Below are 22,535 nucleotides of genomic sequence, written 5' to 3'. Positions count from 1 at the left end.
TACAATCTATGGGCATTTTCTCCATAACATGAACAAATAAAGGAACAGACGCTTTGTTCAAAGCGTCCCATATTGTTGACAAAGGGCTAAAATGATCTATATTTTAGCCCTTTGTCTTCTATTCAGCGTGACCTGAAAACCTTTGCAGCCCTAGGAAGGGCGAGCATCGGAGCGGAGCGAATTTGACATTCATGAGCACCGAAGCGCAGGACTGACAAAGAATGCGAGGGTTTGTCCGCGCTGAGACGCTTTTGTTCAAAACGTCCGTGTCCCTCATTCCCTTCAATTACTCTCCATCTACTTGTGCCCATTTCAAATCGATATACCCAACAGGGTGGCGGACAATTCCCTTCACGCCCTCTTTTTGCAAATGAACTTGGTTATAAAAATGAATTGGAATGATCGGTGCTTCTTCAATGAGAAGTGCCTCTGCATCATGAAGAATGCTGTTTCTTTTTTGTTCATCTGCTTCCTTTCTCGCCTTTTTCATCAGCTGATCATAGGTGTCGTTTGACCATCCAGTCCGGTTCATCGCATTCCCTGTTTGAAAGCTCTCTAGGAAATTAATCGGATCTGCATAGTCTGCTAAAAATGAACTTTGCGAGAATTGAAATTTCAGCGCCTTTTGATCTTCTGCAAATACATTGGCTTCCATGTTTGCAAGCTTCACGTCCACACCCAGCGCTTCTTTTAGTTGCTGCTGGATGGCTTCAGCTTTTTTCTTGTTCTCAGGCTTTGTGCTATATGTTAATGTGACGGGCGGCAGCTTTGAATAGTTTTCTTCTTTCAGCCCTTTTTCTAATAGCTTCGCAGCTTCACTCGTATCTTGTTTGACAAGATCGCCGCCAGCTTCTCTGAAATCATCACCCTTTGAATCTAGAATCCCCGGTGAAACGAAGGCGCGGGCTGGCTTCTCTTTATTTTTCGTGACATAATCCACGATATCTTGCGGATTGATCGCCATTTGAAAGGCTTTGCGAATGTTCTTATTTTGAAAAGGTTCCATGTTCACATTCAGACGATAAAAGAACAGTCCAGCCTGATCTTCAATTTGTACATCTTTATTTTTCAGCAAATTTTCACTTTGTTCTGCTGGAACGAAGGCAGTATCTAAATCTCCCGATTGATACATTTGATAATCAGTGTTTCGATCGCTGATCATCAGCCACTTTACCTGATCCAGCTTGACTGATTTTTTGTCCCAATACGTCTCACTTTTTTCCATAGTGAAGCTTTCATCATGCTTCCAATCTGTCAGCTGAAATGGTCCATTCCCAACAAAGGTTTTGGCATCCTTTGCCCAGTTTGGATCCTTCTCTGCTACCTTCTCATTGACAGGGAAAAAGGCAGGGTTTGCGGTCATATTTAAGAACGATTTCTGCGGGTATGCCAGTGTGACCTTTAGCGTTTTGTCATTTTCAGCACTGACTTTTACATCCTCTTTCTTTCCTTTTCCGCTGTTAAATGCCTCTCCGCCTTCAATCATGTAAGCTAAGAACGATGCAGAAGAGCCTGTTTTCGGATCAAGCAGACGCTTCCACGCATATTCAAAGTCACTCGCTTTCACTGGATCACCGTTCGACCACTTGATGCCGTCTCTTAAATGAAATTTGTACGTTTTTCCATCCTCTGAAATTTCCCATTTTTCCGCCATTGCAGGAGATGGTTCGTGCTTTTCATTCAGTCTTGTTAATCCCTCCATTAAGTTATTCAGACCTTGCCACGATACATTATTAAAACCAATCGGCGGGTCAAATGACGTCGGTTCGTTTTCGTTATTTAAGGTTAATACTTTCTTTTCATCCTTGTTGCTTGATGATCCTTTACCTGCTTGCTCATTGGCTGTACATCCTGCGAGCAGCATGATGATGAACAAACAAACACTAATGATCCACCCTTTTTTTCTCATCAAAAACTCCCCCTTTGTGTTGAAGATAACATCGCTTGGTTCGCTCGCTCATCCTGGAGCCAGCAATGCACTGTATGAGTAGGTGACCGCTGCGTTTCGTGCGGCATGATATGATCACACACTTTCATGGCAGCCGGGCAGCGATCGGTATACGGACAGCCCTTTGGCGGTGCAAATAAATCAGGCGGGCTTCCTTCAATCGAAATCAGTTCATCTTTCATATCAAGTCTTGGAACGGATTGCAGGAGTCCTTTTGTATAAGGATGCTGCGGACTGTAAAAAATATCTTGCCTTGTTCCGGTTTCAACCATTTTCCCTCCGTACATGACCGTTACCCTATCGGCGACTTGGGCTACGACCCCTAAGTCGTGTGTGATTAAGATAATGGTAACCCCTGTTTTCCTCTGAATCTCTTTAAACAGTTCTAAAATTTGTGCCTGTATGGTCACATCCAGCGCGGTCGTCGGTTCATCTGCGATCAGCACCTTTGGCTCACAAATCAGTGCCATGGCAATCATGAGCCGCTGCCTCATTCCCCCGCTGAATTGGTGCGGGTATTGCTTTAATCTCTCCTTCGGCTGCGGAATACCAACCAAATCAAGCATCTGTATGGCAGCTTCTTTCACTTCTTTTTTCGTCAGCTTTTGATGTTCCTTCGCCGCCTCCATCAGCTGATCCCCTATTGTCAAGGTAGGGTTCAGTGCCGTCATCGGATCTTGGAAGATCATCGAAATATCGACACCTCGTATGGCGCGCATTTCTTTTTCAGATAATGACAGCAAGTTGCGGTCTTGAAACCAGATTTCTCCCTGATCGACATGCGCGCTGTATGCAGGCAGAAGCCTCATAATGCTTTGTGATGTCACACTTTTTCCGCAGCCTGATTCTCCCACAATGGCTAAGGTTTCTTTTTCATATACATCGACATTCACTCCGCGTACTGCTTGAACTGAACCGCCGTATGTCCGAAAGCTGACGTGCAGATCGATGATTTGTAGAACTTTTTTCAAAGCGCCATCACCTCTTCATCTTTGGATCAAGCGCATCTTGCAAGCCATCACCTAAATTGTTAAAGCAAAACATCGTGAGTGAAATAAAAAATGCCGGAAAAAATAAACGCCACCAATGTCCATTGTCTGACAGCACAGTCGGCAAAGCATCATTGGCCATCACGCCCCAGCTTGCAAACGGTGCTTGAATACCTAAACCGAGAAAGCTTAGGAACGCTTCAGCAAATATCGCGGTCGGCACAGTCAGGGTCATTTGGACGATAATCGGCCCCATCGTATTCGGCAGCAGGTTGCGGCGAATGATCCGCAGGCTTTTGGCACCAAAGGTCTTTGAGGCAAGGACATATTCCTGGCTTTTCAGCTGAAGAACCTGACCTCTCACAATTCTTGCCATTCCAATCCATCCGGTGACAGTGAGCGCTACAATAATGGTGACAAGCCCTGGACCCATGAGCACCATCAATAAAATGACGACAAGTAAATAAGGAAGTCCGTAGAGCACCTCGACAATCCGCATCATGACATGGTCATAGCGTCCGCCTTTATAACCGGCTATGCCCCCATAAATCACACCGATGGCAAAATCAATCAAGGCTGCCATGACACCCACAAATAACGAAATGCGAGCTCCGTACCAAGTACGAGTAAACACATCTCGTCCAAGCTCATCTGTTCCAAACCAATGAGCAGCCGAGGGCGGCAGATTTTGCATCGAAAGACGCTGCTCTGTCACACTATTTGGTGCAAGCAATGGACCTAAGACTGCCATGACAAAAAGAAAAATCAGAACCGATAGACTAAACATCGCAAGCTTATTTTGCTTCAGCCGCCTCCATGTATCTGCCCAATAGGAAAGAGAGGGTCTTTTAATGGCATGGGCTTCTGTTTTCTTTTGCTCTCGTGGAGAAAACCATTCGTCCGGCACTTCAGGATGCCTGTTCGGTGGATCATGCTGAAGGTGTATACTCATGCCTTTCCTCCTTTCTGATGCAGCTGAATCCTTGGATCAAGGAGACGATACGCCACATCGACAATGAAGAGAAGTGTGATTAAAATAATGCTGTAAAAAACAGTGGTTCCCATGATGACAGGATAATCACGGTTGTTTATGCTCTCGACAAAGTATTTTCCCATTCCAGGAATGGCAAATATTTTTTCAATGACAAAACTTCCTGTTAAAATACTTGCGACAAGTGTTCCAAGAATGGTCACAACGGGTAAAAGTGCATTCCGAAGCGCATGCTTAAATACAATTTTAAAGGGAGAAAGTCCTTTTGCTTTGGCCGTACGGATATAGTCTTGTGACAGCACTTCAATCATGCTCGACCTCGTTAACCTGGCGATAATCGCCATTGGGCCGACAGCAAGGGCGATTGTAGGCAGCACCATATGCATTGGACTTGTCCACATCGCTGTAGGAAAGAGCTTCAAATTGACAGCAAGCTGCTGAATTAATAAGGTAGCAAAGATAAAGTTTGGAATGGATATACCGAATACAGCAATCGTCATGGCGATGTAATCAATCAAACCATTATGCCGGAGGGCAGCCATAACCCCTAGCAGGATGCCAGAGATGACAGCAATCAATATCGAGATAAGACCAAGTTCTAATGAGACTGGGAAGCCTCTCGCCAATAGATCATTGACACTTTCAGAAGGCTTTTTAATGGAAGGACCAAAATCAAAGGTAACAATGGATTTTAAATAGATGACATATTGAACATAGAGTGGTTCGTCTAAGTGATAGTAGCTTTCGAGGTTTCGCTGGACGGTTTCGTTTGTATTTCGTTCTTCATTGAAAGGCGATCCTGGGATGACCTTCATTAAAATAAACGTTAAAGTCGTAATCGTTAAGATCGTAGCAATCATCGCAATAAAACGCTTGAACAAAAAGCTGGCCATCTGCTGTCTCCCCCTCACTTAACAAAATGTTGTACGTGCGGCAAGCTCTGTCATGACAAGCATCGCTTGATAGGCTTCTAATATATTGTCTGCTTGGTACGTCACCGTCGTTGTTCCTTCTATGATGGCAGTACCCGGCATTAAATTCGCCCATTCAGCTTGTCCATAATTGGCAAACTCAATCTTAAGCAGCGGCTGATCAGGAGGCGTCAGCGGCTTCATTTGATCAATCTGTTTCATCGCGGCTTCCACTTGCTGCGAGATTTGTTTATTGACTTTGGCAGGAGGTAAGCATTTCACAGCAGATCTTGAGATGGTTTCTTTCACTGCCACTGTTTTCACACCAGGCATCAGCTTTTCTGCCTCACGTGCTGCTTGATCATCCCCGCAAACAAGAATCACCGGCACACCATAGTAGCCTGCAACATACGCATTAAAGCCCATTTCCCCAATTGGATGATCATTTATGTAAAAATGTCTGACACCAAAAATCATACTGTGCGACATCACACCTTTCATTGATGCCCTTGCATGATAGCCTAAGAAAACAGCTGCATCATAGGTTTGATCCAATCCTTGCACCATTGAATAAGGCTTTACGTCACCTGATATGAGAACTGCCTCTTCATGCAGTTCTTCGATCAAAAGATTATTCATTTTAGAATGACTGTCATTCACCAAAATGTCGGTGGCACCATGCTGAAGAAGCGCTTCTACACAAGCATTCACTTCACCTGTCATAATGCGTCTGCCCCGCTCATAGTTATGCTGGCGCGAATCAACAAATGTATGATCAGCTAGACCAGTAATCCCCTCCATATCGACAGATACATAGAGCTTCATTCCCATCCCCCTTTAATTAAACATAAAATTTGTGTATATTTTTCTAAATTTTCTAAAAAATTATATGAGAACTTGATTGATTTTTCAATACAATGTCCGAAAATAAGGAGTTTAGACTTAGATAATACAGGTCAAAAGGCTTTTTTAGAAAGGTTTTTTTTAACAAATAAAACACCACTAACTATGTCTTTAGTGGTGTTTATCCGCTTCGTTAATCTGCGATTTCAGCTGTTCATATTTCTTCATGGTTTGTGTAAATAAATCATCAAACATCTGAGGTGCCTGCTGTTGAATGACCTCAGCACCTTCTCCTGTAATTCCCCCTTTTGTCGCCACTCTATCGACAGTTTCAGCAAAGGTTAGGCCTCGCTCTACGAGGATCTGGCCAGTTCCTAAAAGGGCATACGTTAAAAATTCATTCGCTTCCTCTAAGGAAAGATCACTATTTCTCACAGCCGCTTTCGCCATTTCTTCAAAAAGAGCAGCGATAAAACCAGGAGATGAGCTTGTCAAATTGCTCGCCGCATCAAACCGGTCTTCTCCTACTTCCCTGACGATGCTAAAAGCTGAAAGCAGACGGTGCAAACGCTCCTTTTCCTCGCGTCCTGCTGCTGCACCATGCGCAACAAGTGATACGCCTGTCCCAACAGCTGACGTGAGTGTTGGGATGTATCTGGATACTGGCTGTGTTGTATGCGCCTGTAACTTTTCTAATGTCACAGCTGCTGCTACTGACACAATATGTACCGCTCTCGCTTGAGAAGGCAGCTGATCCAGAACATCAAGTACTGCAAGCGGCGGCACGCAGACAAACAATATATCACATGACGCAGAAAGTTCGTCTAATGAACAAATGTTGACTTCTTGGTGCTTTTCTTTGAGCTGATGAAGGCGCTCCGTTTCACTTCTTGTATGGATCATGATTTGATGAGCATCCAGCACCCCATTTTCCAGCCACTTTTGCACCATCATATCAGCCATACTTCCATATCCAATGATTCCAATTGTCTCCACAGTTTAATCTCCTCTATCTTGCTTAGATTCACTACTTATTTTAACAATTTCCCACAATGTTTTCATTTTTATCCCACACTTTTTTCATACGATAAAGTCAGTCCCCACCACATACGGTAAAACACCCAAACACATACATGAAAAAATCATTGAAAGAGAGTGATTGAAATGACACAGCACAATGATGACAAACAAACAATTGAACAACCTCAAAAACAGAAAAAGCCAAACGGCTGGTTTAAGCCATTTGTCAGCGGTGTTGTAGGCGGTACATTAGCGTTAGGTGTCTACGTTCTTACGCCATATGCTCAGCATTCATCAGACAGCACTGCAAATGATTCGGCAGCGAAAACTGAAGCAGTATCGACAAATCACACGAATTCGTCAAAAACAACAGCCGTCCAAACATCAAATTCATCAAGCAGCATCTCCAGTATGGTCGAAAATGTATCACCAGCTATTGTCGGCATTACAAACTACCAAGCACAAACTCAACCAGACACGAACTTTGGCGATTTCAATACGCCTTTCGATGAATCACAGCAAAACAAAAGCAGTCAAGAGGAAGAAACCGGTACAGGCTCAGGAGTGATTTTCAAAAAATCAGGCAATAAAGCCTATGTCTTAACAAACAACCACGTCATTGAAGGGGCAAATAAACTAACCGTATCCTTACACGATGGCAAAACCATTGAAGGAAAACTGGTTGGAGCTGATCCGCTCACTGACTTAGCCGTTGTGGAAATTAGCAGCAGTCATGTGACGAAGGTTGCGGCATTAGGCAATTCCTCCTCACTGCGTGCTGGAGAAACCGTCATTGCGATCGGAAACCCGCTTGGTGAAGATCTTTCAAGAACGGTGACACAAGGAATTGTCAGCGGTGTCGACCGAACAGTCTCTATGAACACATCAGCAGGCGAAAGCAGCATTAATGTTATTCAAACAGATGCAGCCATTAACCCAGGTAACAGCGGCGGCCCGCTTCTGACGACAGACGGAAAGGTTGTGGGGATCACGAGTATGAAAATCTCTGAAACAGGTGTTGAAGGCATTGGGTTCGCACTGCCAATCAATGATGTCAAACCAATCGCTGATCAGCTTCTCGCAAAAGGAAAAATTGAACGTCCATATATCGGCATCAGCATGCTGGATCTCGAACAAGTTCCAAATGTGTATCAAAAAGAAACTCTCGGACTCAAAACCAGTCAGCTCGATAAAGGCGTGTATGTCAAAGATATCGCCGCAGGTTCACCTGCCGCCAAAGCTGGCTTAAAGTCAGAGGATGTCATTACCGGCATCAATGGGAAACAAATCAAAACTGGCAGTGAATTACGTCATGAGCTATACACGAATGCAAAAGTAGGAGACACCGTAAGCATCACCCTCATTCGAAACGGAAAACAAGAAACAAAGCAGGTCACATTAACACAATCTGAATCTAAGCAGGTCAGTTCCTAATAAAAAAACAGCTCAGTTGATGAGCTGTTTTTTTATGACGACTGAATTGGCGTTAATCTTTGTTCAATTTCTGCTCGTTTATGCTCTAGGAACGGCGGAAGGGCTAATTGATCGCCAAGCTCATCCACCCCTTCATCGACTGTAAATCCAGGGCCATCTGTTGAAATTTCAAATAAAATACCATTTGGCTCTCTAAAGTAAAGAGCTTTAAAGTAAAAACGTTCTACAACACCAGAGTTCGTGAAGCCTGCTTTTGAGATTTTTTCATACCATTTTTCAAGCTCCTCTGCGTCTTTCACACGAAATGCGACGTGATGCACACTTCCTCTGCCGGAACGTTCAGAAGGCCCTTCTGTTTTTTCGATCACATGAATTTCTGTTCCAGCACCCCCATTTCCTGACTCAAAAATGGTCACGATCTCACCATCATTTGATTGTTCACGTGCTCTTTCGGTGAAGCCAAGGATGTCTGTTAAAACACGGATCGTCTTGTCAGCTTCTGCAACGGTTAATTCAACTGGACCTAAACCTCTAATCGCAAACTCTGCCGGAATATCGTCATGCACTGGCGGTGAGCCTGCCTCTTGCGTATTCGGTTCTACTGTTAAAAACAGCTGCTGCCCTTCTGGGTCTTTAAAACGCAAAGCAGGTCTTCCACCTCTCAAAGAAGCTGTTTCTTGCTGCACGCCTTTATCTTCAAACCGCTTTTCCCAAAACGTGAGTGCCTCTTCAGAAGAAACGAGAAGACCTGTGCTTGTGATCGCATTTGTCCCTTCCAAACGGCGGGCAAGCATTGGAATTTCAAAGAATGTAAGCTCTGTTCCTGGTGAAGCGACCTCGTCTCCATAAAACAAATGATACATAGACGGGTCATCCTGATTGACTGTTTTCTTTACAAGTTTCAAGCCAAGGATTTGGCGGTAGAAATCAACATTTTTCTGAGCATTGGCTGTTAACGCAGATACGTGATGAATCCCATTGATTTTCATTATTTTCACTCCTATTTTAAAATATCTCGAATTCGAGATATTATCCTTATGAATAAAATAGTTCATTTTTCAAAAAAAGTCAACCATTTGGCTGCACGTTTACTGGATGTTCGGTTTCCGGTCATTAAATTAACATTAAATCAAAAATAAACTTTCATTGTTCGTTTTTAACACAACATTTACCCTAATATCTCCAATAAACGAACACTTTTAAATACAAATACGAAAATCAGAAAATTTTTTTAATTCTTGTTTTCCTAAAATCGTATTACAATGAACAAAATACATGTCACAGTAACGTACGAAAGTGATGCAGGAGGTCGTGTGTAATGAACAAAGAACAACCAGCGTTAAAACAAGACATCGGCTTATTTTTCGCCCTATCTCTTGTCATCGGGACCATTATCGGCTCAGGCGTCTTTATGAAGCCAGGCAACGTCCTTTCCTATTCAGGAAGCTCAGACATCGCATTATTCGCTTGGCTGTTAGGTGGAATCTTAACCCTTGCAGGCGGACTGACTGTCGCTGAAATTGGTACACAAATCCCGAGAACCGGCGGTTTGTACGCCTATCTTGAAGAAGTGTATGGTGAATTTTGGGGCTACTTATGCGGCTGGGTGCAGATTATTATTTACGGACCTGCCATCATTGGTGCACTTGGTCTTTATTTTGGTTCATTATTAGCCAATTTATTTTCTCTATCGACTTTATGGTCTACAACGATCGGCATTATCACCGTTTTATTTTTATGTATTATTAACATCATGGGAACAAAATACGGCGGATTTGTTCAGGGGCTGACCACTATCGGAAAGCTTGTCCCAATTGCCGCGATTATTGTGTTTGGCATATGGAAAGGTAACGAAAACATCTTCATGGCCGTCAACGATAGTATCGCTCAAATGAACTTCGGTGCAGCGATTTTGGCTACGCTGTTTGCCTATGATGGCTGGATTTTACTTGCTGCGCTTGGTGGTGAAATGAAAAACCCTGAGAAACTGCTTCCTCGCGCGATGGCAGGCGGAATTTTAATCGTGACGGCTTGTTATCTCTTTATAAATGTCGCACTTTTGCACGTGCTGCCAGCTGATCAAATCGTCCAGTTAGGTGAAAATGCAACAAGCACTGCTGCTACCATGCTCTTTGGACCAATTGGCGGGAAAATCATTAGTATTGGGATCATCATCAGTATCTTTGGCTGTTTGAACGGAAAAGTTCTTTCATTCCCACGTGTGATTTTTGCGATGGCAGAGCGAAAGCAGATTCCTTTCGCCAACGCGATTTCGCGGATTCACCCAACGTTTAAAACACCTTGGATCGCTGTATTTGTGCAAATTTTGATCGCCATTGTGTTTATGATCGTCAGTAATCCAGAGAAGCTGTCTGAGGTGTCGATTTTCATGATCTACATCTTTTATGTCATGGCCTTTTTCGCCGTCTTTAAGCTGAGAAAACAAAACAGCGGAATGAAGCGTGCGTACAGTGTACCACTTTACCCGCTGACACCGATCATTGCGATTATCGGTTCATTATTCGTTTTAATCAGCACCATGATCACCGATTGGAAAAGCTGCCTGATCTCCATGCTGATCGGGATGGCCGGACTGCCTATTTATTATTATATGAAAAAAGCACAAAAAGCAGAGCACTAAGCAGTGCTCTGCTTTTTTTCCTTCTTCTCAGCGTAATAGAAAACCTTTGCAGTCTAGGAAAGACGAGTACCGGAGCGGAGAGAATGTGACATTCGTGAGCACAGTAACAGAGGCCTGACAAAAAATGCGAGGGTTTGCCTACACGCTGAAGCAGAGCGCTAAACGGTCTCTGCTTCATTTTTTATATTGTTTGATCACTTTGTATGATTCGTTTAAATATCTCATGAGCCGGTATGGCTTACTAAGCACGCGGATTGGGAGTCTTGAGATAAATCCATTCAGGTTCGACTTATATTCCTGCGTGATCCGCTTTGGCTTTGTTGCTATTTTCTCGTATACTTCCTTGTAAAATTCCTTCATGATGTCGACTTGCACACTGATCTTTTGATGACACTCTGTACACTCAACGCTTTTCATCTGATCATTCACATAAACGATGCTGTGGAGGGTCTCTTCTTGGCACCGAGTACAGTGTAGGTTTGCTTCCATTTCGGTTTTCTTCAAGATACACAGCTCCTTTCTCGTTTGATGTTGCTCTTGTTATACTATTCGAACGCTGCCAGTCTTTTATTGAACGGATGCTTCCTTTAAAATGGCTGCCGCCGTTAGTTCGTCTGTCACCAGTACTTGGATGAAGCCGCCATTTAAAGCCCCTAAAATGCTCTCAGCTTTATGGGTTCCTTCTACAACAGCGATGACCGTTTTGACGCTCTTTAATTGTTCCAGCGATAAGCCAATGACCTTTTGATTCAGTTCATCTTGAACAGGTTTTCCTTCTCCATCAAAGAAACGAAAGCCAATATCACCGACAGCCCCTGATTGCCTTAAACCAGATAAGTCCTCTTCTTTTAAATAACCGACTGTTTTTAAAGTTGACCCTTTATGCGGGTTGCCAATACCGATGAGGGCAATATCCACATTTCTGCCTTCTTCAAGCACAGCTTCTATGTCCTGCATCGCCATAAGCCTTTCTTTTAATTCTTCTGTTTCTAAAATCGCAGGGGCATATAAATAGGAACACGTGCCGTTCATTTTCTTTGCCAGCTCATATGCCAGCTGATTGGCATGAATGTCGACCGCCTGCCTGCCCATTCCGCCTTCTAAAGGAATGACCTTCACATCATTTCTTCGTTCAAAAGGATATTCTTTGACAAGCTCAGCAAGCGTCGTGCCCCATGAAATGCCGATTTTCTCCGCATTTTTCATGTTTTTAGACAAATAATAGGCGCCTGCTTGACCGACTGCCCGCTTCACCATCTCAGACATTGTCCCGACACTTGGAACAACGACCGCATCTGTTAATTGAAAGGTTGTTTCTAGCTGCTTTTCAAGTTCCACCGTATGAATGCTTTCGTCTTTAATGTACACTTCAACGATTCCCACATCTTTCGCTTTTTGTAAGAGCTTTGAAATGACTGGTCTTGAGACATTGAGCTTTTTTGCAATTTCCTGCTGCGTCCACCCGTCTGTATAATAAAGATGAGCAACTTTGACGAGCTGTCGTCTTTCTTCCCAATTCAGCATGTGACATCATCCTTTTAATATACTATGATTACCAGTATACCAAACATTCGTTTCCAATTGGAACAATTGTTATGAAAATGACAAAAAGAGCGATTAACTCTCCGCTCTTTTTCCCTCAGTATATTTCGGCTGATACGTTCTCCCTCCGTCTAACAGGATAATTTGTCCGTGCAAATAACTCCCCTCGCCACGTGTGAGAAATAAAGTGAGTCCCGCAATATCCTCAGGCTTTCCTAATCTTCCGATGGGAATAAGTGATTGCAGCTGCCGTTTCTCCTCTACAGTAGGATAGAGCGTATCAAGCATTTGAGATTCAATGACGCGGGGGGCAATCACATTGATGCGTATATGATGCGAGCCTAGTTCTTTTACGAGCGAACGCATCAATCCAAAAGCTCCTGCTTTTGATGCATAATATTGAATACCGCCGCCTGATCCGGTGATTGCCGATCCCGATCCAATAATGACAACACTGCCTTCCTGCCGCTCACACATATAGGGTGCCAACGCTTTGATGCAATAGTAAAGACCATATAAGTTCACAGCCAGTGTCTTTTTCCAAAGTGAAAAATCGACTTCTAAAAAAGGCAGTGATTTTGTCATTCCTGCTGAATACACAAGGTGAGCAATACCGCCCAGCTCCCTTTCAGCTGCTGATATCATTTGCTGAACACTTTCCCACGATGAAACGTCAGCTTGAAATATCAGCAGCTGAGGATACTGTGTCTTTAAGAGCGAAAGTCCCTTTTCGTCTATATCTGACACGGCGACTTGGTGCCCTTCTTTTAAAAACCGCTCAGCAATTTCTTTTCCGATCCCTTGGGCTCCGCCAACGATGAGAACTGGTTTTTGAACATTAGCCAGCACTCTCACCCCCATCAAGCATAATCGCCGCGCCATCTGTAAATGCACCATAGGATGTACTGAGAAACACCGTCATATGGGCCACAGTCTCCTTGATTTGCTCTGTATCAGGAACCAAATCGAGAGGCGGCGGCAGCAGCGCAAGCACCCGGATACCTTTGTCCTTAAATTCTCTTGCTAACCCTTTTGTCATGGCATTCAGCATAGAATTTGATGTAGCATGTGAGATCCCGCCATCCCCTGTGATACTGCCTGATGACGATATATTAATGATGCAGCCTTGCCTCTGATCAACCATATGCCATACGGCAGCCTGGCTGGAAAGAAAGACGGTATTCACAGCCGATTCCACTTCATCCACCCACTCATCTGGGCTCACGTCATCAAGCTCCGCGTCCGCTCCTTGTTCAGCTTGATTGACCAAAATATCCAGTTTACCGCATGTATCAATCACTTGCCTCAGCATTCGCGCGGCATCACGCGGCGTTTCCAGCGGGTTCTGAATGATACTCGCTTGACCGCCCATTTTTTGAATGTCTTCACAAATGGTTTTAGCCTTTGATTCATCATGAAACGTGTGTAAAAAAACATGTGCACCTGCCCGGGCTAAAGCCAGGCAGATGGCTTCTCCAAATCCATCTGTGCTACCTGTCACAAGTGCCGCTTTCTGATGAAGCTGGACGTGCACATGCATCTCCTCCCTATCCCTTGTTTGGCATTTATTTTCTCAGCTTACTCACGATATCAAGTGCTGCTTCATAAAAACCTTCTGAGATGGTCGGATGCGGATGAATCATTTTCGCCATCTCTTCTGCTGTTCCTTCTAAATACATAAAGGAGGAAGCTTCTGAAATCATCTCTGTGACGTGCGGGCCAACCATCGTCGCACCAATCACTTCACCATAGGCTGTATCGTATACCAATTTAATAAAACCTGTTTGCTCGCCTGCCGCTAGTGCTTTACCACTTGCTGCTAAATCAAATCGTTCTGCCCGCACGTTAAGTCCTTTGGCTTTTGCCTCTTTTTCAGTTAGACCAACACTTGCTACCTCTGGTAATGTATAAATACATCTAGGCATGATATCAGCATTTATTTTTTCAGACACACCGCAAATATTACTGACCGCAACAGCGGCCTCTGCCATCGCTGCGTGAGCAAGCTGATAGCCGCCAGCGACATCTCCAACTGCATAGACACCTTCCACGCTTGTCTGCATCTTGTCGTTCACCTTGATAAAAGGACCATCCAACTGAAGGTCAAGCTGGCTGACAGCAGAAACGCTAGGTCTTCTTCCTACACAAACAAGCAGTCTTTCAGCCGTAAAGATATGCGTCTCTCCTTTATCGTCTGATGCATGAACCGCTTTGATTCCTTCGCTTTCCGTCACCTCTGTCACAGTGGTTTTTTTCGCGATATGGATGCCTTTTTTCTTTAATTCTCTTTCTAGCAGCTTAGATGCTTCCTCATCCTCTTGCGGAATAATAGACGGAGCCGCTTCGATAATCGTGACTTTTGATTGAAGACTCTGGAAGATACAAGCCAGCTCAAGTCCAATGACACCGCCGCCAATGATGACGACAGAAGCCGGAATATCTGGAATGTCAAAGATTGTATCACTTGTGTCAAATTGAATGTCTTTAAGGCCCGGTATTGGCGGAATGGCAGGTGAAGATCCAGTAGCAATGATGAGTTCTTTCGTTTCGATCGATTCTGCCCCATCTTGCTTTTCAATCTCAATCCGGTGCTTTGTAACAGCTGTACCTCTGCCGTTATATACATCAATCTTTCCTTGCTTTAATAAAAAGGCAATTCCGCCTCTGAGCTTTTCAATGACGTCATCTTTGCGCTTTCTCATTTTATCGAAGGAAAGGACCAAATCACCTGTTTCAATTCCCCAGCTTTTCGCCTTCTCAATTGATTCAATGACTTCTGCATGTTTGAGCAGCGTCTTTGAAGGAATACAGCCCCGATTTAAACAAGTACCGCCTAGAAAATCCTCTTCAATCAATGCGACCTTCCGTCCACGCTCAGCTGCTTGAAGGGCGGCAGTATACCCGCCAGGCCCTCCGCCAATGACTGTCAGATCATACGTTTTCGTCATCCGATTCATCTCCTACATTAACAATTCAAATGGTTGTTCAAGCACTTTTTTAAGATCTGTTAAAAAGGCAGCCGCTGGTGCGCCATCTACCACTCGGTGATCAAACGATAAACTAACGCCCATCATCGGCCGCACCTGAATTTCTCCATCTACTACAACAGCTTTTTCTTGAATGCGCCCAACCCCTAAGATCGCCACTTCCGGCTGATTAATAATCGGGTTAAAGGTATCAATGGCATACATCCCTAAGTTACTAATGGTAAAAGTGGACCCTTTCAGCTGGTCTGGCAGCAGTTTTTGGTCACGTGCGTTTCGGCCGATTTCTTTCGCCTCTTTTGTCAGCTGTCTTAACCCTTTTTGGTTCGCATGAGAAATGACTGGAACCATTAAGCCATCTTTTACAGCGACAGCGAGACCAATGTGCACTTCATCATGGAAATGGAGCTCATTTTGTTCAAACGTCATATTGATATGCGGGTGGCGTGTGAGTACGTTGCTGACCGCATGAATGATAATTTCTGTGAATGACAATCTGTAGCCTGTCTCTTTTTCAATCGCTGGCAATAGCTGTTTGCGTACTTCTTTCGCTTTTGTCATATCGATTTCACTTGTTAATGTCACGTGCGGTGCTGTAAAGGCACTTTGTGACATCCTATCAGCGATCACTTTTCTCATGCCAGCTAGTTTTTGTGTTTTCGCTGGAGAAGACTCTGCTGTTTGTGCAGCTGCTGCCGTTACATCACTCTTCATAATTTTTCCGTGTGCACCAGATCCAGCAACATTCGCTAAATTGATTCCTTCACGAGCAGCCACTTTTTCTGCAAGTGGTGACACGCGCTGATCTTTCTCACTAGAGTGGACGGCCGCCTCGACGTCACGCTTTTGAACTCTGCCTTTAGGTCCTGTGCCAGATACCTCATGAATCGCTACATGATGATCCTTTGCCGTTTTTCTCGCCGCAGGTGTGGCACGTACTTTTTCATTAGGTGTTTTTGGAGCTTCAGTAGAACTGGATGAAGCCGCTTCTGATGAAGACGATTCGCTGCTGTCTGGTGAATCTTCATCTGATTGTGCTGGCGGTTCGCTTGGTACCTGTTCATTTGCCTCTCCGATGTATCCAATGACAGCATTGACTGAAATTTGATCATCGGCTTCATAATATTTCTTTAGAAAAATACCATCATCATAGGCTTCCACCTCAATATTGATCTTGTCTGTCATAATTTCAAAAAGAGGCTCACCGATTTCAACCGAATCTCCTTCTTCTTTAAACCATTGAAGCAAGGTGCCGACTTCCATCGTACTGCTCAGCTTCGGCATAAATATCTCTTTTGGCATGATCTTCTCCCCTTTACTTAAGAGCGCACAAGCTCTTTTGCTGCTTCAATAATATCTGGCACTTGTGGAATGACCGCTTTTTCCAGCGTCGGGTTGTATGGTATTGGGACCGCAAGACCGCCAAGTCGTTTAATTGGAGCATCTAAGTAGTCAAAGGCTTCACTTTCCGCTATCATACTTGCAATCTCTCCGCCATAGCCGCCTCGTTTTACCGCTTCATGAATGACGATACATTTACCTGTTTTCTTCACAGATTCGATAATCGTTTCTTCATCTAATGGGACGAGTGTTCTTGGGTCAATGATTTCAACATCGATTCCCTCAGCTTCTAGTTCCTTCGCCGCTTCTAACGCTTTGTGTACCATTATCGCTGTTGCTACAATCGTGACGTCTTTCCCGCTTCTTTTCACATCTGCTTTCCCTAGAGGAATGGAATATTGCTCTTCAGGCACTTCACCGATTGTTTTATATAAAAGCTTGTGCTCGTAGAAAATGACAGGGTTGTCATCATCCATCGCCGCTTTTAAAAGTCCTTTTGCATCATAGGCTGTTGAAGGCTGAACCACTTTAAGTCCTGGAATATGCGCCATCCACGCTTCTAAGCTTTGGGAGTGCTGCGCCGCTGCACCCGTTCCTGATCCTGCTGGTGTTCTTACGACAAGCGGCACCTTTCCTTTTCCGCCAAACATGTATCGTGTTTTGGCTGCTTGGTTCACAAGCTGATCCATTGCGATTGTGATAAAGTCAGAGAATTGAAGTTCTAAAATCGGACGCATACCAGTTAAAGCCGCTCCGACTGCCCCACCTGCGATGGCAGCCTCTGAGATAGGTGTATTGCGAACGCGCTCTGGCCCGAATTCTTCAATCATGCCGCGCGTGACACCAAAAGCACCTCCATATACGCCGATATCTTCACCTAAAATGAAGACATCTTGGTTTTCTCTCATTTCCTGACTCATTGCCTCTCGAACGGCTTCTAAATACGAAATCTCTCTCACTGTTGTTTTTGTCACGTGATTCCCCTCCTAATTAGGCGTATACATCCTCTAATAGTGTGTCAATTGACGGTTCTTTACTGTTTTTGGCGAATTCGACAGACGCTTCAATTTCCTGCTTTGCTTCTTCCTGTAGGCTTGCTGCCTGCTCTTCTGTCAAAACATTCAGTTCAATCAAGAGAGACTTAAAGCGTTTGATGCCGTCTTTTTGTCTCCACTCTGTCTCTTCTTCACGTGTACGGTATTTTTTCGCATCACTCTTAGAGTGACCCTTCCAGCGGTATGTTTTCATTTCAATGAGTGATGGGCCTTCTCCCGCTCTCGAACGGCTGACTGCTTCATCAACTGTGTTCATAATTTCGACCATGTCATTTCCATCAACCGTTTTCCCTGGCATTCCGTAGCTTTCTGCTCTTGTTGAAATGTCTTCAATGTTGATCATTTCTTTCACAGGGCCAGACATGCCGTACTGGTTGTTTTCACAAATAAACACAACTGGTAAATCCCAAATAGACGCAAGGTTTAATGCTTCATGGAAGCTGCCTTCATTTGTGGCGCCATCTCCGAAGAAACAAAGAACAACAAAGCCTTCCTGCTTCATTTTAGATGTGAGCGCTGCACCTGTTGCCAGCGGGATACCGCCGCCAACGATTCCATTTGCCCCAAGATTTCCTTTTTCTAAGTCCGCAATATGCATGGAGCCGCCTTTTCCTTTACAATAGCCGGTTTCACGTCCAAACAATTCAGCCATCATTTTATTAACCTCGGCCCCTTTTGCAATACAGTGACCGTGTCCCCTGTGTGTGCTGACGATCTTATCTTTATCTTCTAATACGGCAATCGATCCAACAGCTGACGCTTCCTGTCCAACACATAAATGAGTGGTGCCATGGATAAGTCCTTTTGCAAAGAATTGATCGACCTTTTCATCAAAATATCTCACTAACCACATTTGTTTATATAAATCTGCTAATTTCTCATGACTAATCTGTTCAGGCAAAGTGATTTGTTTTTGCATTTCTTCTCTCCCCTTTACATTTGTTCTTATGTGTTACATTTGTAATTATCATACGTTTAAGTGTCATCGAAGTCAAGCATTTCTCTCTCATTTTTAAGCGTTTTCATCTTTTGTCAGAAAAAAAGAGAAAGGCAAAGCCCTTTTCCAAAGAACTTCTCTTTCTCTTTTAATCTCATACACTCATTCATCTGGATACATCATGATTTTGACGCTCTCACCCTCAGGATGCCTCGCACATTCTATCGCCTGAAGCAGCTGGCTTAACGGATAACGATGCGTTACCATCTTTTCAGTGTTGACCACTTTTGCTTTCAAAAGCTCAAGGGCTTCACGATAATGATATGGATGCGAGGAATAGGCTCCTACTACCTTCACTTCATCATTGAAAAATCGTTCAGCAGGAATGGCCACATCTCCCTTTGGAAAATGAGCAAACACCAAAATCGTCCCGCCTCGCGCTACAGCCTGAAACGCCTCTTTTAAAAGCGCACTGCTCCCAACAGAAATAATAACGAGGTCTGCTCCCTTTCCATCTGTTTCTTTCATCACCCGGTTTTCAACCGGCTCAGCTGCTGGATGGAAAGCCACATCTGCACCTAAACTCCTCGCTTGCAGCAGCCTGTTCTCATTCACATCTGTTATCATCACTTTCCCAGCCAAATAATATTTGGCGAGCTGCAATTGAATACAGCCAATTTGCCCCGCTCCAAGGATCAATACGGAATCTCCTGGGTGAACAGGAGCTCGTTCAAACCCATGCAGACAGCAGGCTACCGGTTCTACCATCGCCCCTTGCTCATACGATACGTCTTTTGGAAGCTTGCCCATCGTGTGCTTGACATGCAAAGCAGGTACACGGATATATTCTGAAAACCCGCCCGGCTCTACATTTGTGGCTGTAAACTGCGGACACATCGTATAAAACCCCTTTTGACAAAAGTCACAGGTGAAACAAGGCACATGATGCGCCACATAAACCCTGTCTCCCGTCTGGACATTTGTCACACGCTTGCCGGTCTCGACAATATCACCAGCGATTTCATGTCCTAACACTGTCCCAGGAGGTACTGTCTCATGTGTTGCTTTGTAAATATCCGTTCCACATAAGCCGCAGGCCCGCAGCTTTAACAAAACTTCATCATCACCGATGACTGGCCGGTTCCGCTCCTCATACCGAATGTTCTCTGAAGAATAAAAGACAGCTGATTTCATGTAGCAGCACCCTCCTTTTCATCACCCTTCGCAAAATCCTGCAGTGTTTGAACAAGCTGCTTGTACTCACTCATCTCGCTGGATATCCAGTAACGCCCTCCGAATATACGAGCTGGCCCCACCCTGACATAGACTTTCCCGATATGAGGATAAGGCTTTAAAAAAAGCTTTCCTTTAATATCAGAAACTGCATATGTGTGCCATCTGCCAAAAGCCCCTATCTTCAGTTGATCTTCACTAATGATGACGTTTGTCGGCTGGTTCAGTCCTGTAATACTAGAGAGCATGAGAATAGGCAGCGTATAAACGCCTAACACAGCTAACGGGTCAGGTCCTGCTGACCATAACGTATAAAGAGACCAGAGAAAAAACAGACAGATGAGCACAGCCGGAAGAAAAATAGACAACATTGCAGACGTTCGGCTATAAGCATGATGCTGCATGAGACTTCCTCCTTTCAGATCACTAGAAGGAGCCGCAAAAGCTCCTCCATGCAATAACTCTCTACTTGATATGATCGATGATTTTCTCGATATCATCTTCAATACCAAATCCAGTTAAAAAGGATAATGTTTGAATCACAGGTGTCCCTTTTGTATCACTCACAGGCGTTGTTGTCACAATTAAATCAGCACCCTCCGCTTTTTGCGGGACTTCAGATGCCTTACACTGTTCCACGATGACATCATATCCTTTTTCCTTTAACGTTTCTTCTACCTTTTTAGCCACAACCGTTGATGTTGCAACTGCCGTTCCGCATGATACTAATATTTTCTTCGCCATTAGAATCCCTCCAGCTCATTTATTGTTCTTTCTGATCTAAGCCCATTTCTTTCGCATACTGCTTTTTAATATCATTTCGCACCCAGTACCATAGAAGCGCATAAGCCAAAGCACAGATAATCGCTGCAATAAAGTAAGGGTTGCTCGGATCAAGAAGTCTCACCATGATCCAAGGAATAACGTGAGAACCAAGGTCAATACCTGAAATCATGTTTGCCCCTTCTGGGAAATCAAAGCCGACTGCTTTCCCCATGGTTGTCGCAAGCGGTGCAAGGTTCGTTGCGATAAAGAAGACAATCATTAATGTAAAAATACTGTTAATAAGACCGCGAATAATATTTCCACGAGCGGCTGCTACTGCCCAGACAACTGTAAATGGCAGAACCGATAAGTCAGCAAACGGGAGCATGCCATTGTAAGGCAGAACAACTGCGAGCAAAATGGTAATCGGCACCATTAAAAGGGCTACCGCCATATTCGCTGGATGACCAATCACAATCGCTGTATCTAAACCAATATAGACATTTTTCCCTGGGAAACGCTTTTGAATATAAGAACGAGCGCCCTCAGAAATTGGAATGAGCCCTTCCATTAATAGCGCAACCATTCTTGGCATTAAGACAAGAACTGCTGCCATTTGAATACCGAGCGTCATCACACCTTTTGCATCATAGCCGCCAAGAAGACCAATAATGATACCAAGTATGAGACCCATCACAAGCGGTTCACCAAAAATGCCAAAGCGTTTCTTCAATGTTTCTGGATCAGCATGAATTTTGTTTAAACCAGGGATCTTATCAATGATGCGGTTTGACGCATACATGAGCGGGGCAAAGTTGACCGTTTCAGCATGAGCCATCGATACGCCTTTTAATCCGAAATGGTGTTCGATTGTCGGCGCCGTCCAATCGGCTAATTTTAGCGTGATCGCAGAGACGATCAAGCCAACAGCAAGAGCCAAGAACATATTATGATAAGCGTAGTAAGTAACAGAGGCTGCGAAAATCAAATGCCAGAAGTTCCAAATATCCACATTCAGCGTTTTCGTAAAGTTTACGGACAATAAGATGACATTTAATAAAAGCACAAGAGGAATCATGAGCGGGGCAACGGGTGTACCAAAGGATATGGCAGCTCCAATCGGCCATCCAACATCCAAAATATCGAGCTTTAGCCCAAGGGAATTAACCATGGCTTTTGCTGCTGGCCCAAGTCCGCTCACAAGCAAATTAATGACAAGATTGACACCGACAAATCCAATTCCGATCGTAATACCGGCCCTGAAGGATTTCTTAAAACCCTGCCTTAAAATCATACCGAAAAGCGTCATAATAATCGGAAGCATAATAGTTGGTCCAAGGTCTAATATAAAATCGACGGCTTGCTTGATCATACATCCACCTCCTGAATTTTTCAGATAAAGCGCTTACATATTTTTGTGAATGGCTATTGGTTTAATTCTTGCTGAAGCACGTCAACTGCTTCTTCATAAGATGTCATGTGTGAGAGCTTTGTCATCACTTCTTCTTTTCTAAAAAGTGTCATCAGCTTCTCCAGCATCACAAGCTGTTTGCTAGGCTCAGAGATTGCTAGGACAAACACAATTTTGGCTTGCACTGTTTCATCAGGGCTTCCCATCTTATGAAAAATGACAGGTTCCTTTAAAGTGGCTACACTAATCGCTGGTTTGTTCACATGCTCAGGATCTGTATGCGGAATCGCTACCCCAAAGGCTGCCAGTGGAAGGCCTGTAGGATATGTTTTTTCTCTTTCAAGCACTGCTGGTAAAAAGCTCGATTTAATGTACCCTCCAGCTTCTAACCGCCCTGCTAAATATGTGGTCACCTCCTCTCTCGAAGATGCTTCGAACTGCAGCTTAATCAGTTGTTCATCTAACTCAAACAAGCTGTTCAAACAACCAC

General features: G+C 44.1%; 22 protein-coding genes. 2 read left to right on the top strand and 20 right to left on the bottom strand.

Annotated features, from left to right (window positions below):
* Positions 1 to 286: 286 nt before the first annotated feature.
* The 6 genes from MHH65_RS06145 to proG form a co-directional block, all read right to left on the bottom strand.
* Positions 287 to 1,909, bottom strand: a complete 1,623-nt coding sequence (locus MHH65_RS06145) for a peptide ABC transporter substrate-binding protein (RefSeq protein ID WP_098677340.1) — start codon at positions 1,907 to 1,909, stop codon at positions 287 to 289.
* A complete protein-coding gene (locus MHH65_RS06140; RefSeq protein ID WP_098677339.1) occupies positions 1,909 to 2,919 on the bottom strand; it encodes an ABC transporter ATP-binding protein in 1,011 nt (336 codons plus the stop codon). The genes MHH65_RS06145 and MHH65_RS06140 overlap by 1 nt, the downstream gene beginning before the upstream one ends.
* Positions 2,920 to 2,926: 7 nt before the next feature.
* On the bottom strand, positions 2,927 to 3,889 hold the full coding sequence (locus MHH65_RS06135; protein WP_024424622.1) for an ABC transporter permease: 963 nt from the start codon (positions 3,887 to 3,889) through the stop codon (positions 2,927 to 2,929).
* On the bottom strand, positions 3,886 to 4,821 hold the full coding sequence (locus MHH65_RS06130; protein WP_034281489.1) for an ABC transporter permease: 936 nt from the start codon (positions 4,819 to 4,821) through the stop codon (positions 3,886 to 3,888). The genes MHH65_RS06135 and MHH65_RS06130 overlap by 4 nt, the downstream gene beginning before the upstream one ends.
* 18 nt (positions 4,822 to 4,839) lie before the next feature.
* The gene (locus MHH65_RS06125) at positions 4,840 to 5,664 is read right to left on the bottom strand and encodes a M55 family metallopeptidase (protein WP_034281488.1); all 825 of its coding nucleotides are present in this window, start codon (positions 5,662 to 5,664) and stop codon (positions 4,840 to 4,842) included.
* A 189-nt stretch (positions 5,665 to 5,853) separates the two neighbouring features.
* Positions 5,854 to 6,678: a pyrroline-5-carboxylate reductase ProG gene (gene proG, locus MHH65_RS06120; protein WP_098677338.1), complete on the bottom strand. Its 825-nt coding sequence runs from the start codon at positions 6,676 to 6,678 to the stop codon at positions 5,854 to 5,856.
* A gap of 168 nt (positions 6,679 to 6,846) precedes the next feature.
* Between proG and MHH65_RS06115 the strand changes: the two genes are divergently transcribed.
* Positions 6,847 to 8,136, top strand: coding sequence for a trypsin-like peptidase domain-containing protein (locus MHH65_RS06115; protein ID WP_335351049.1), 1,290 nt, complete (start codon positions 6,847 to 6,849; stop codon positions 8,134 to 8,136).
* A gap of 32 nt (positions 8,137 to 8,168) precedes the next feature.
* On the opposite strand, the gene MHH65_RS06110 is transcribed toward MHH65_RS06115, so the two are convergent.
* Positions 8,169 to 9,125, bottom strand: a complete 957-nt coding sequence (locus MHH65_RS06110; protein WP_025092293.1) for a ring-cleaving dioxygenase — start codon at positions 9,123 to 9,125, stop codon at positions 8,169 to 8,171.
* A gap of 329 nt (positions 9,126 to 9,454) precedes the next feature.
* Between MHH65_RS06110 and MHH65_RS06105 the strand changes: the two genes are divergently transcribed.
* Entirely contained in the window at positions 9,455 to 10,777 is a 1,323-nt protein-coding gene (locus MHH65_RS06105; RefSeq protein WP_034623410.1) for an amino acid permease, read from the top strand.
* Between the two features lie 174 nt (positions 10,778 to 10,951).
* On the opposite strand, the gene MHH65_RS06100 is transcribed toward MHH65_RS06105, so the two are convergent.
* From MHH65_RS06100 to MHH65_RS06040, 13 genes are all read right to left on the bottom strand, one after another.
* Positions 10,952 to 11,281: a hypothetical protein gene (locus MHH65_RS06100; protein WP_024426788.1), complete on the bottom strand. Its 330-nt coding sequence runs from the start codon at positions 11,279 to 11,281 to the stop codon at positions 10,952 to 10,954.
* 63 nt (positions 11,282 to 11,344) lie between these two features.
* Positions 11,345 to 12,301, bottom strand: coding sequence for a sugar-binding transcriptional regulator (locus tag MHH65_RS06095; RefSeq protein ID WP_024424944.1), 957 nt, complete (start codon positions 12,299 to 12,301; stop codon positions 11,345 to 11,347).
* 93 nt (positions 12,302 to 12,394) lie between these two features.
* On the bottom strand, positions 12,395 to 13,180 hold the full coding sequence (locus MHH65_RS06090) for an SDR family oxidoreductase (protein ID WP_025093463.1): 786 nt from the start codon (positions 13,178 to 13,180) through the stop codon (positions 12,395 to 12,397).
* Positions 13,158 to 13,859, bottom strand: a complete 702-nt coding sequence (locus MHH65_RS06085; RefSeq protein WP_335351054.1) for an SDR family NAD(P)-dependent oxidoreductase — start codon at positions 13,857 to 13,859, stop codon at positions 13,158 to 13,160. The genes MHH65_RS06090 and MHH65_RS06085 overlap by 23 nt, the downstream gene beginning before the upstream one ends.
* 25 nt (positions 13,860 to 13,884) lie before the next feature.
* Positions 13,885 to 15,267, bottom strand: coding sequence for a dihydrolipoyl dehydrogenase (gene lpdA / locus MHH65_RS06080; protein ID WP_024426784.1), 1,383 nt, complete (start codon positions 15,265 to 15,267; stop codon positions 13,885 to 13,887).
* A 12-nt stretch (positions 15,268 to 15,279) separates the two neighbouring features.
* Positions 15,280 to 16,605 carry a dihydrolipoamide acetyltransferase family protein gene (locus MHH65_RS06075; protein WP_268414113.1) on the bottom strand — a complete coding sequence of 442 codons (1,326 nt, stop codon included), beginning with the start codon at positions 16,603 to 16,605 and terminating at the stop codon, positions 15,280 to 15,282.
* Positions 16,606 to 16,622: 17 nt separating this feature from the next.
* Positions 16,623 to 17,603 (bottom strand): alpha-ketoacid dehydrogenase subunit beta, encoded by a 981-nt coding sequence (locus MHH65_RS06070; protein WP_268414281.1) that lies wholly within the window; start codon positions 17,601 to 17,603, stop codon positions 16,623 to 16,625.
* 31 nt (positions 17,604 to 17,634) lie between these two features.
* Entirely contained in the window at positions 17,635 to 18,618 is a 984-nt protein-coding gene (gene pdhA, locus MHH65_RS06065; RefSeq protein WP_268414114.1) for a pyruvate dehydrogenase (acetyl-transferring) E1 component subunit alpha, read from the bottom strand.
* A gap of 180 nt (positions 18,619 to 18,798) precedes the next feature.
* On the bottom strand, positions 18,799 to 19,830 hold the full coding sequence (locus MHH65_RS06060; protein ID WP_268414115.1) for an alcohol dehydrogenase catalytic domain-containing protein: 1,032 nt from the start codon (positions 19,828 to 19,830) through the stop codon (positions 18,799 to 18,801).
* Positions 19,827 to 20,273: a hypothetical protein gene (locus tag MHH65_RS06055; RefSeq protein WP_268414116.1), complete on the bottom strand. Its 447-nt coding sequence runs from the start codon at positions 20,271 to 20,273 to the stop codon at positions 19,827 to 19,829. The genes MHH65_RS06060 and MHH65_RS06055 overlap by 4 nt, the downstream gene beginning before the upstream one ends.
* Before the next feature lie 61 nt (positions 20,274 to 20,334).
* Positions 20,335 to 20,613, bottom strand: coding sequence for a PTS sugar transporter subunit IIB (locus MHH65_RS06050; protein WP_017367077.1), 279 nt, complete (start codon positions 20,611 to 20,613; stop codon positions 20,335 to 20,337).
* A gap of 19 nt (positions 20,614 to 20,632) precedes the next feature.
* The gene (locus MHH65_RS06045; protein ID WP_024426780.1) at positions 20,633 to 22,006 is read right to left on the bottom strand and encodes a PTS transporter subunit IIC; all 1,374 of its coding nucleotides are present in this window, start codon (positions 22,004 to 22,006) and stop codon (positions 20,633 to 20,635) included.
* Between the two features lie 53 nt (positions 22,007 to 22,059).
* On the bottom strand, positions 22,060 to 22,527 hold the full coding sequence (locus tag MHH65_RS06040; protein ID WP_024424952.1) for a PTS sugar transporter subunit IIA: 468 nt from the start codon (positions 22,525 to 22,527) through the stop codon (positions 22,060 to 22,062).
* Positions 22,528 to 22,535 lie beyond the last annotated feature (8 nt).

The organism is Bacillus sp. FSL L8-0654 (assembly GCF_038629965.1).
GTDB lineage: Bacteria > Bacillota > Bacilli > Bacillales > Bacillaceae > Bacillus > Bacillus safensis.
Note: the sequence above shows the minus strand (reverse complement) of the source record. Positions and strands in the feature narration are given on the sequence as shown.

Coding starts and splice junctions, on each gene's coding strand:
- MHH65_RS06145 (WP_098677340.1), bottom strand. CDS start 1,909: ATGAGAAAAAAAGGGTGGATCATTAGTGTTTGTTTGTTCATCATCATG.
- MHH65_RS06135 (WP_024424622.1), bottom strand. CDS start 3,889: ATGAGTATACACCTTCAGCATGATCCACCGAACAGGCATCCTGAAGTG.
- MHH65_RS06130 (WP_034281489.1), bottom strand. CDS start 4,821: ATGGCCAGCTTTTTGTTCAAGCGTTTTATTGCGATGATTGCTACGATC.
- MHH65_RS06125 (WP_034281488.1), bottom strand. CDS start 5,664: ATGAAGCTCTATGTATCTGTCGATATGGAGGGGATTACTGGTCTAGCT.
- MHH65_RS06115 (WP_335351049.1), top strand. CDS start 6,847: ATGACACAGCACAATGATGACAAACAAACAATTGAACAACCTCAAAAA.
- MHH65_RS06110 (WP_025092293.1), bottom strand. CDS start 9,125: ATGAAAATCAATGGGATTCATCACGTATCTGCGTTAACAGCCAATGCT.
- MHH65_RS06105 (WP_034623410.1), top strand. CDS start 9,455: ATGAACAAAGAACAACCAGCGTTAAAACAAGACATCGGCTTATTTTTC.
- MHH65_RS06095 (WP_024424944.1), bottom strand. CDS start 12,301: ATGCTGAATTGGGAAGAAAGACGACAGCTCGTCAAAGTTGCTCATCTT.
- MHH65_RS06090 (WP_025093463.1), bottom strand. CDS start 13,180: ATGGGGGTGAGAGTGCTGGCTAATGTTCAAAAACCAGTTCTCATCGTT.
- MHH65_RS06085 (WP_335351054.1), bottom strand. CDS start 13,859: ATGCATGTGCACGTCCAGCTTCATCAGAAAGCGGCACTTGTGACAGGT.
- lpdA (WP_024426784.1), bottom strand. CDS start 15,267: ATGACGAAAACGTATGATCTGACAGTCATTGGCGGAGGGCCTGGCGGG.
- MHH65_RS06075 (WP_268414113.1), bottom strand. CDS start 16,605: ATGCCAAAAGAGATATTTATGCCGAAGCTGAGCAGTACGATGGAAGTC.
- pdhA (WP_268414114.1), bottom strand. CDS start 18,618: ATGCAAAAACAAATCACTTTGCCTGAACAGATTAGTCATGAGAAATTA.
- MHH65_RS06060 (WP_268414115.1), bottom strand. CDS start 19,830: ATGAAATCAGCTGTCTTTTATTCTTCAGAGAACATTCGGTATGAGGAG.
- MHH65_RS06055 (WP_268414116.1), bottom strand. CDS start 20,273: ATGCAGCATCATGCTTATAGCCGAACGTCTGCAATGTTGTCTATTTTT.
- MHH65_RS06050 (WP_017367077.1), bottom strand. CDS start 20,613: ATGGCGAAGAAAATATTAGTATCATGCGGAACGGCAGTTGCAACATCA.
- MHH65_RS06045 (WP_024426780.1), bottom strand. CDS start 22,006: ATGATCAAGCAAGCCGTCGATTTTATATTAGACCTTGGACCAACTATT.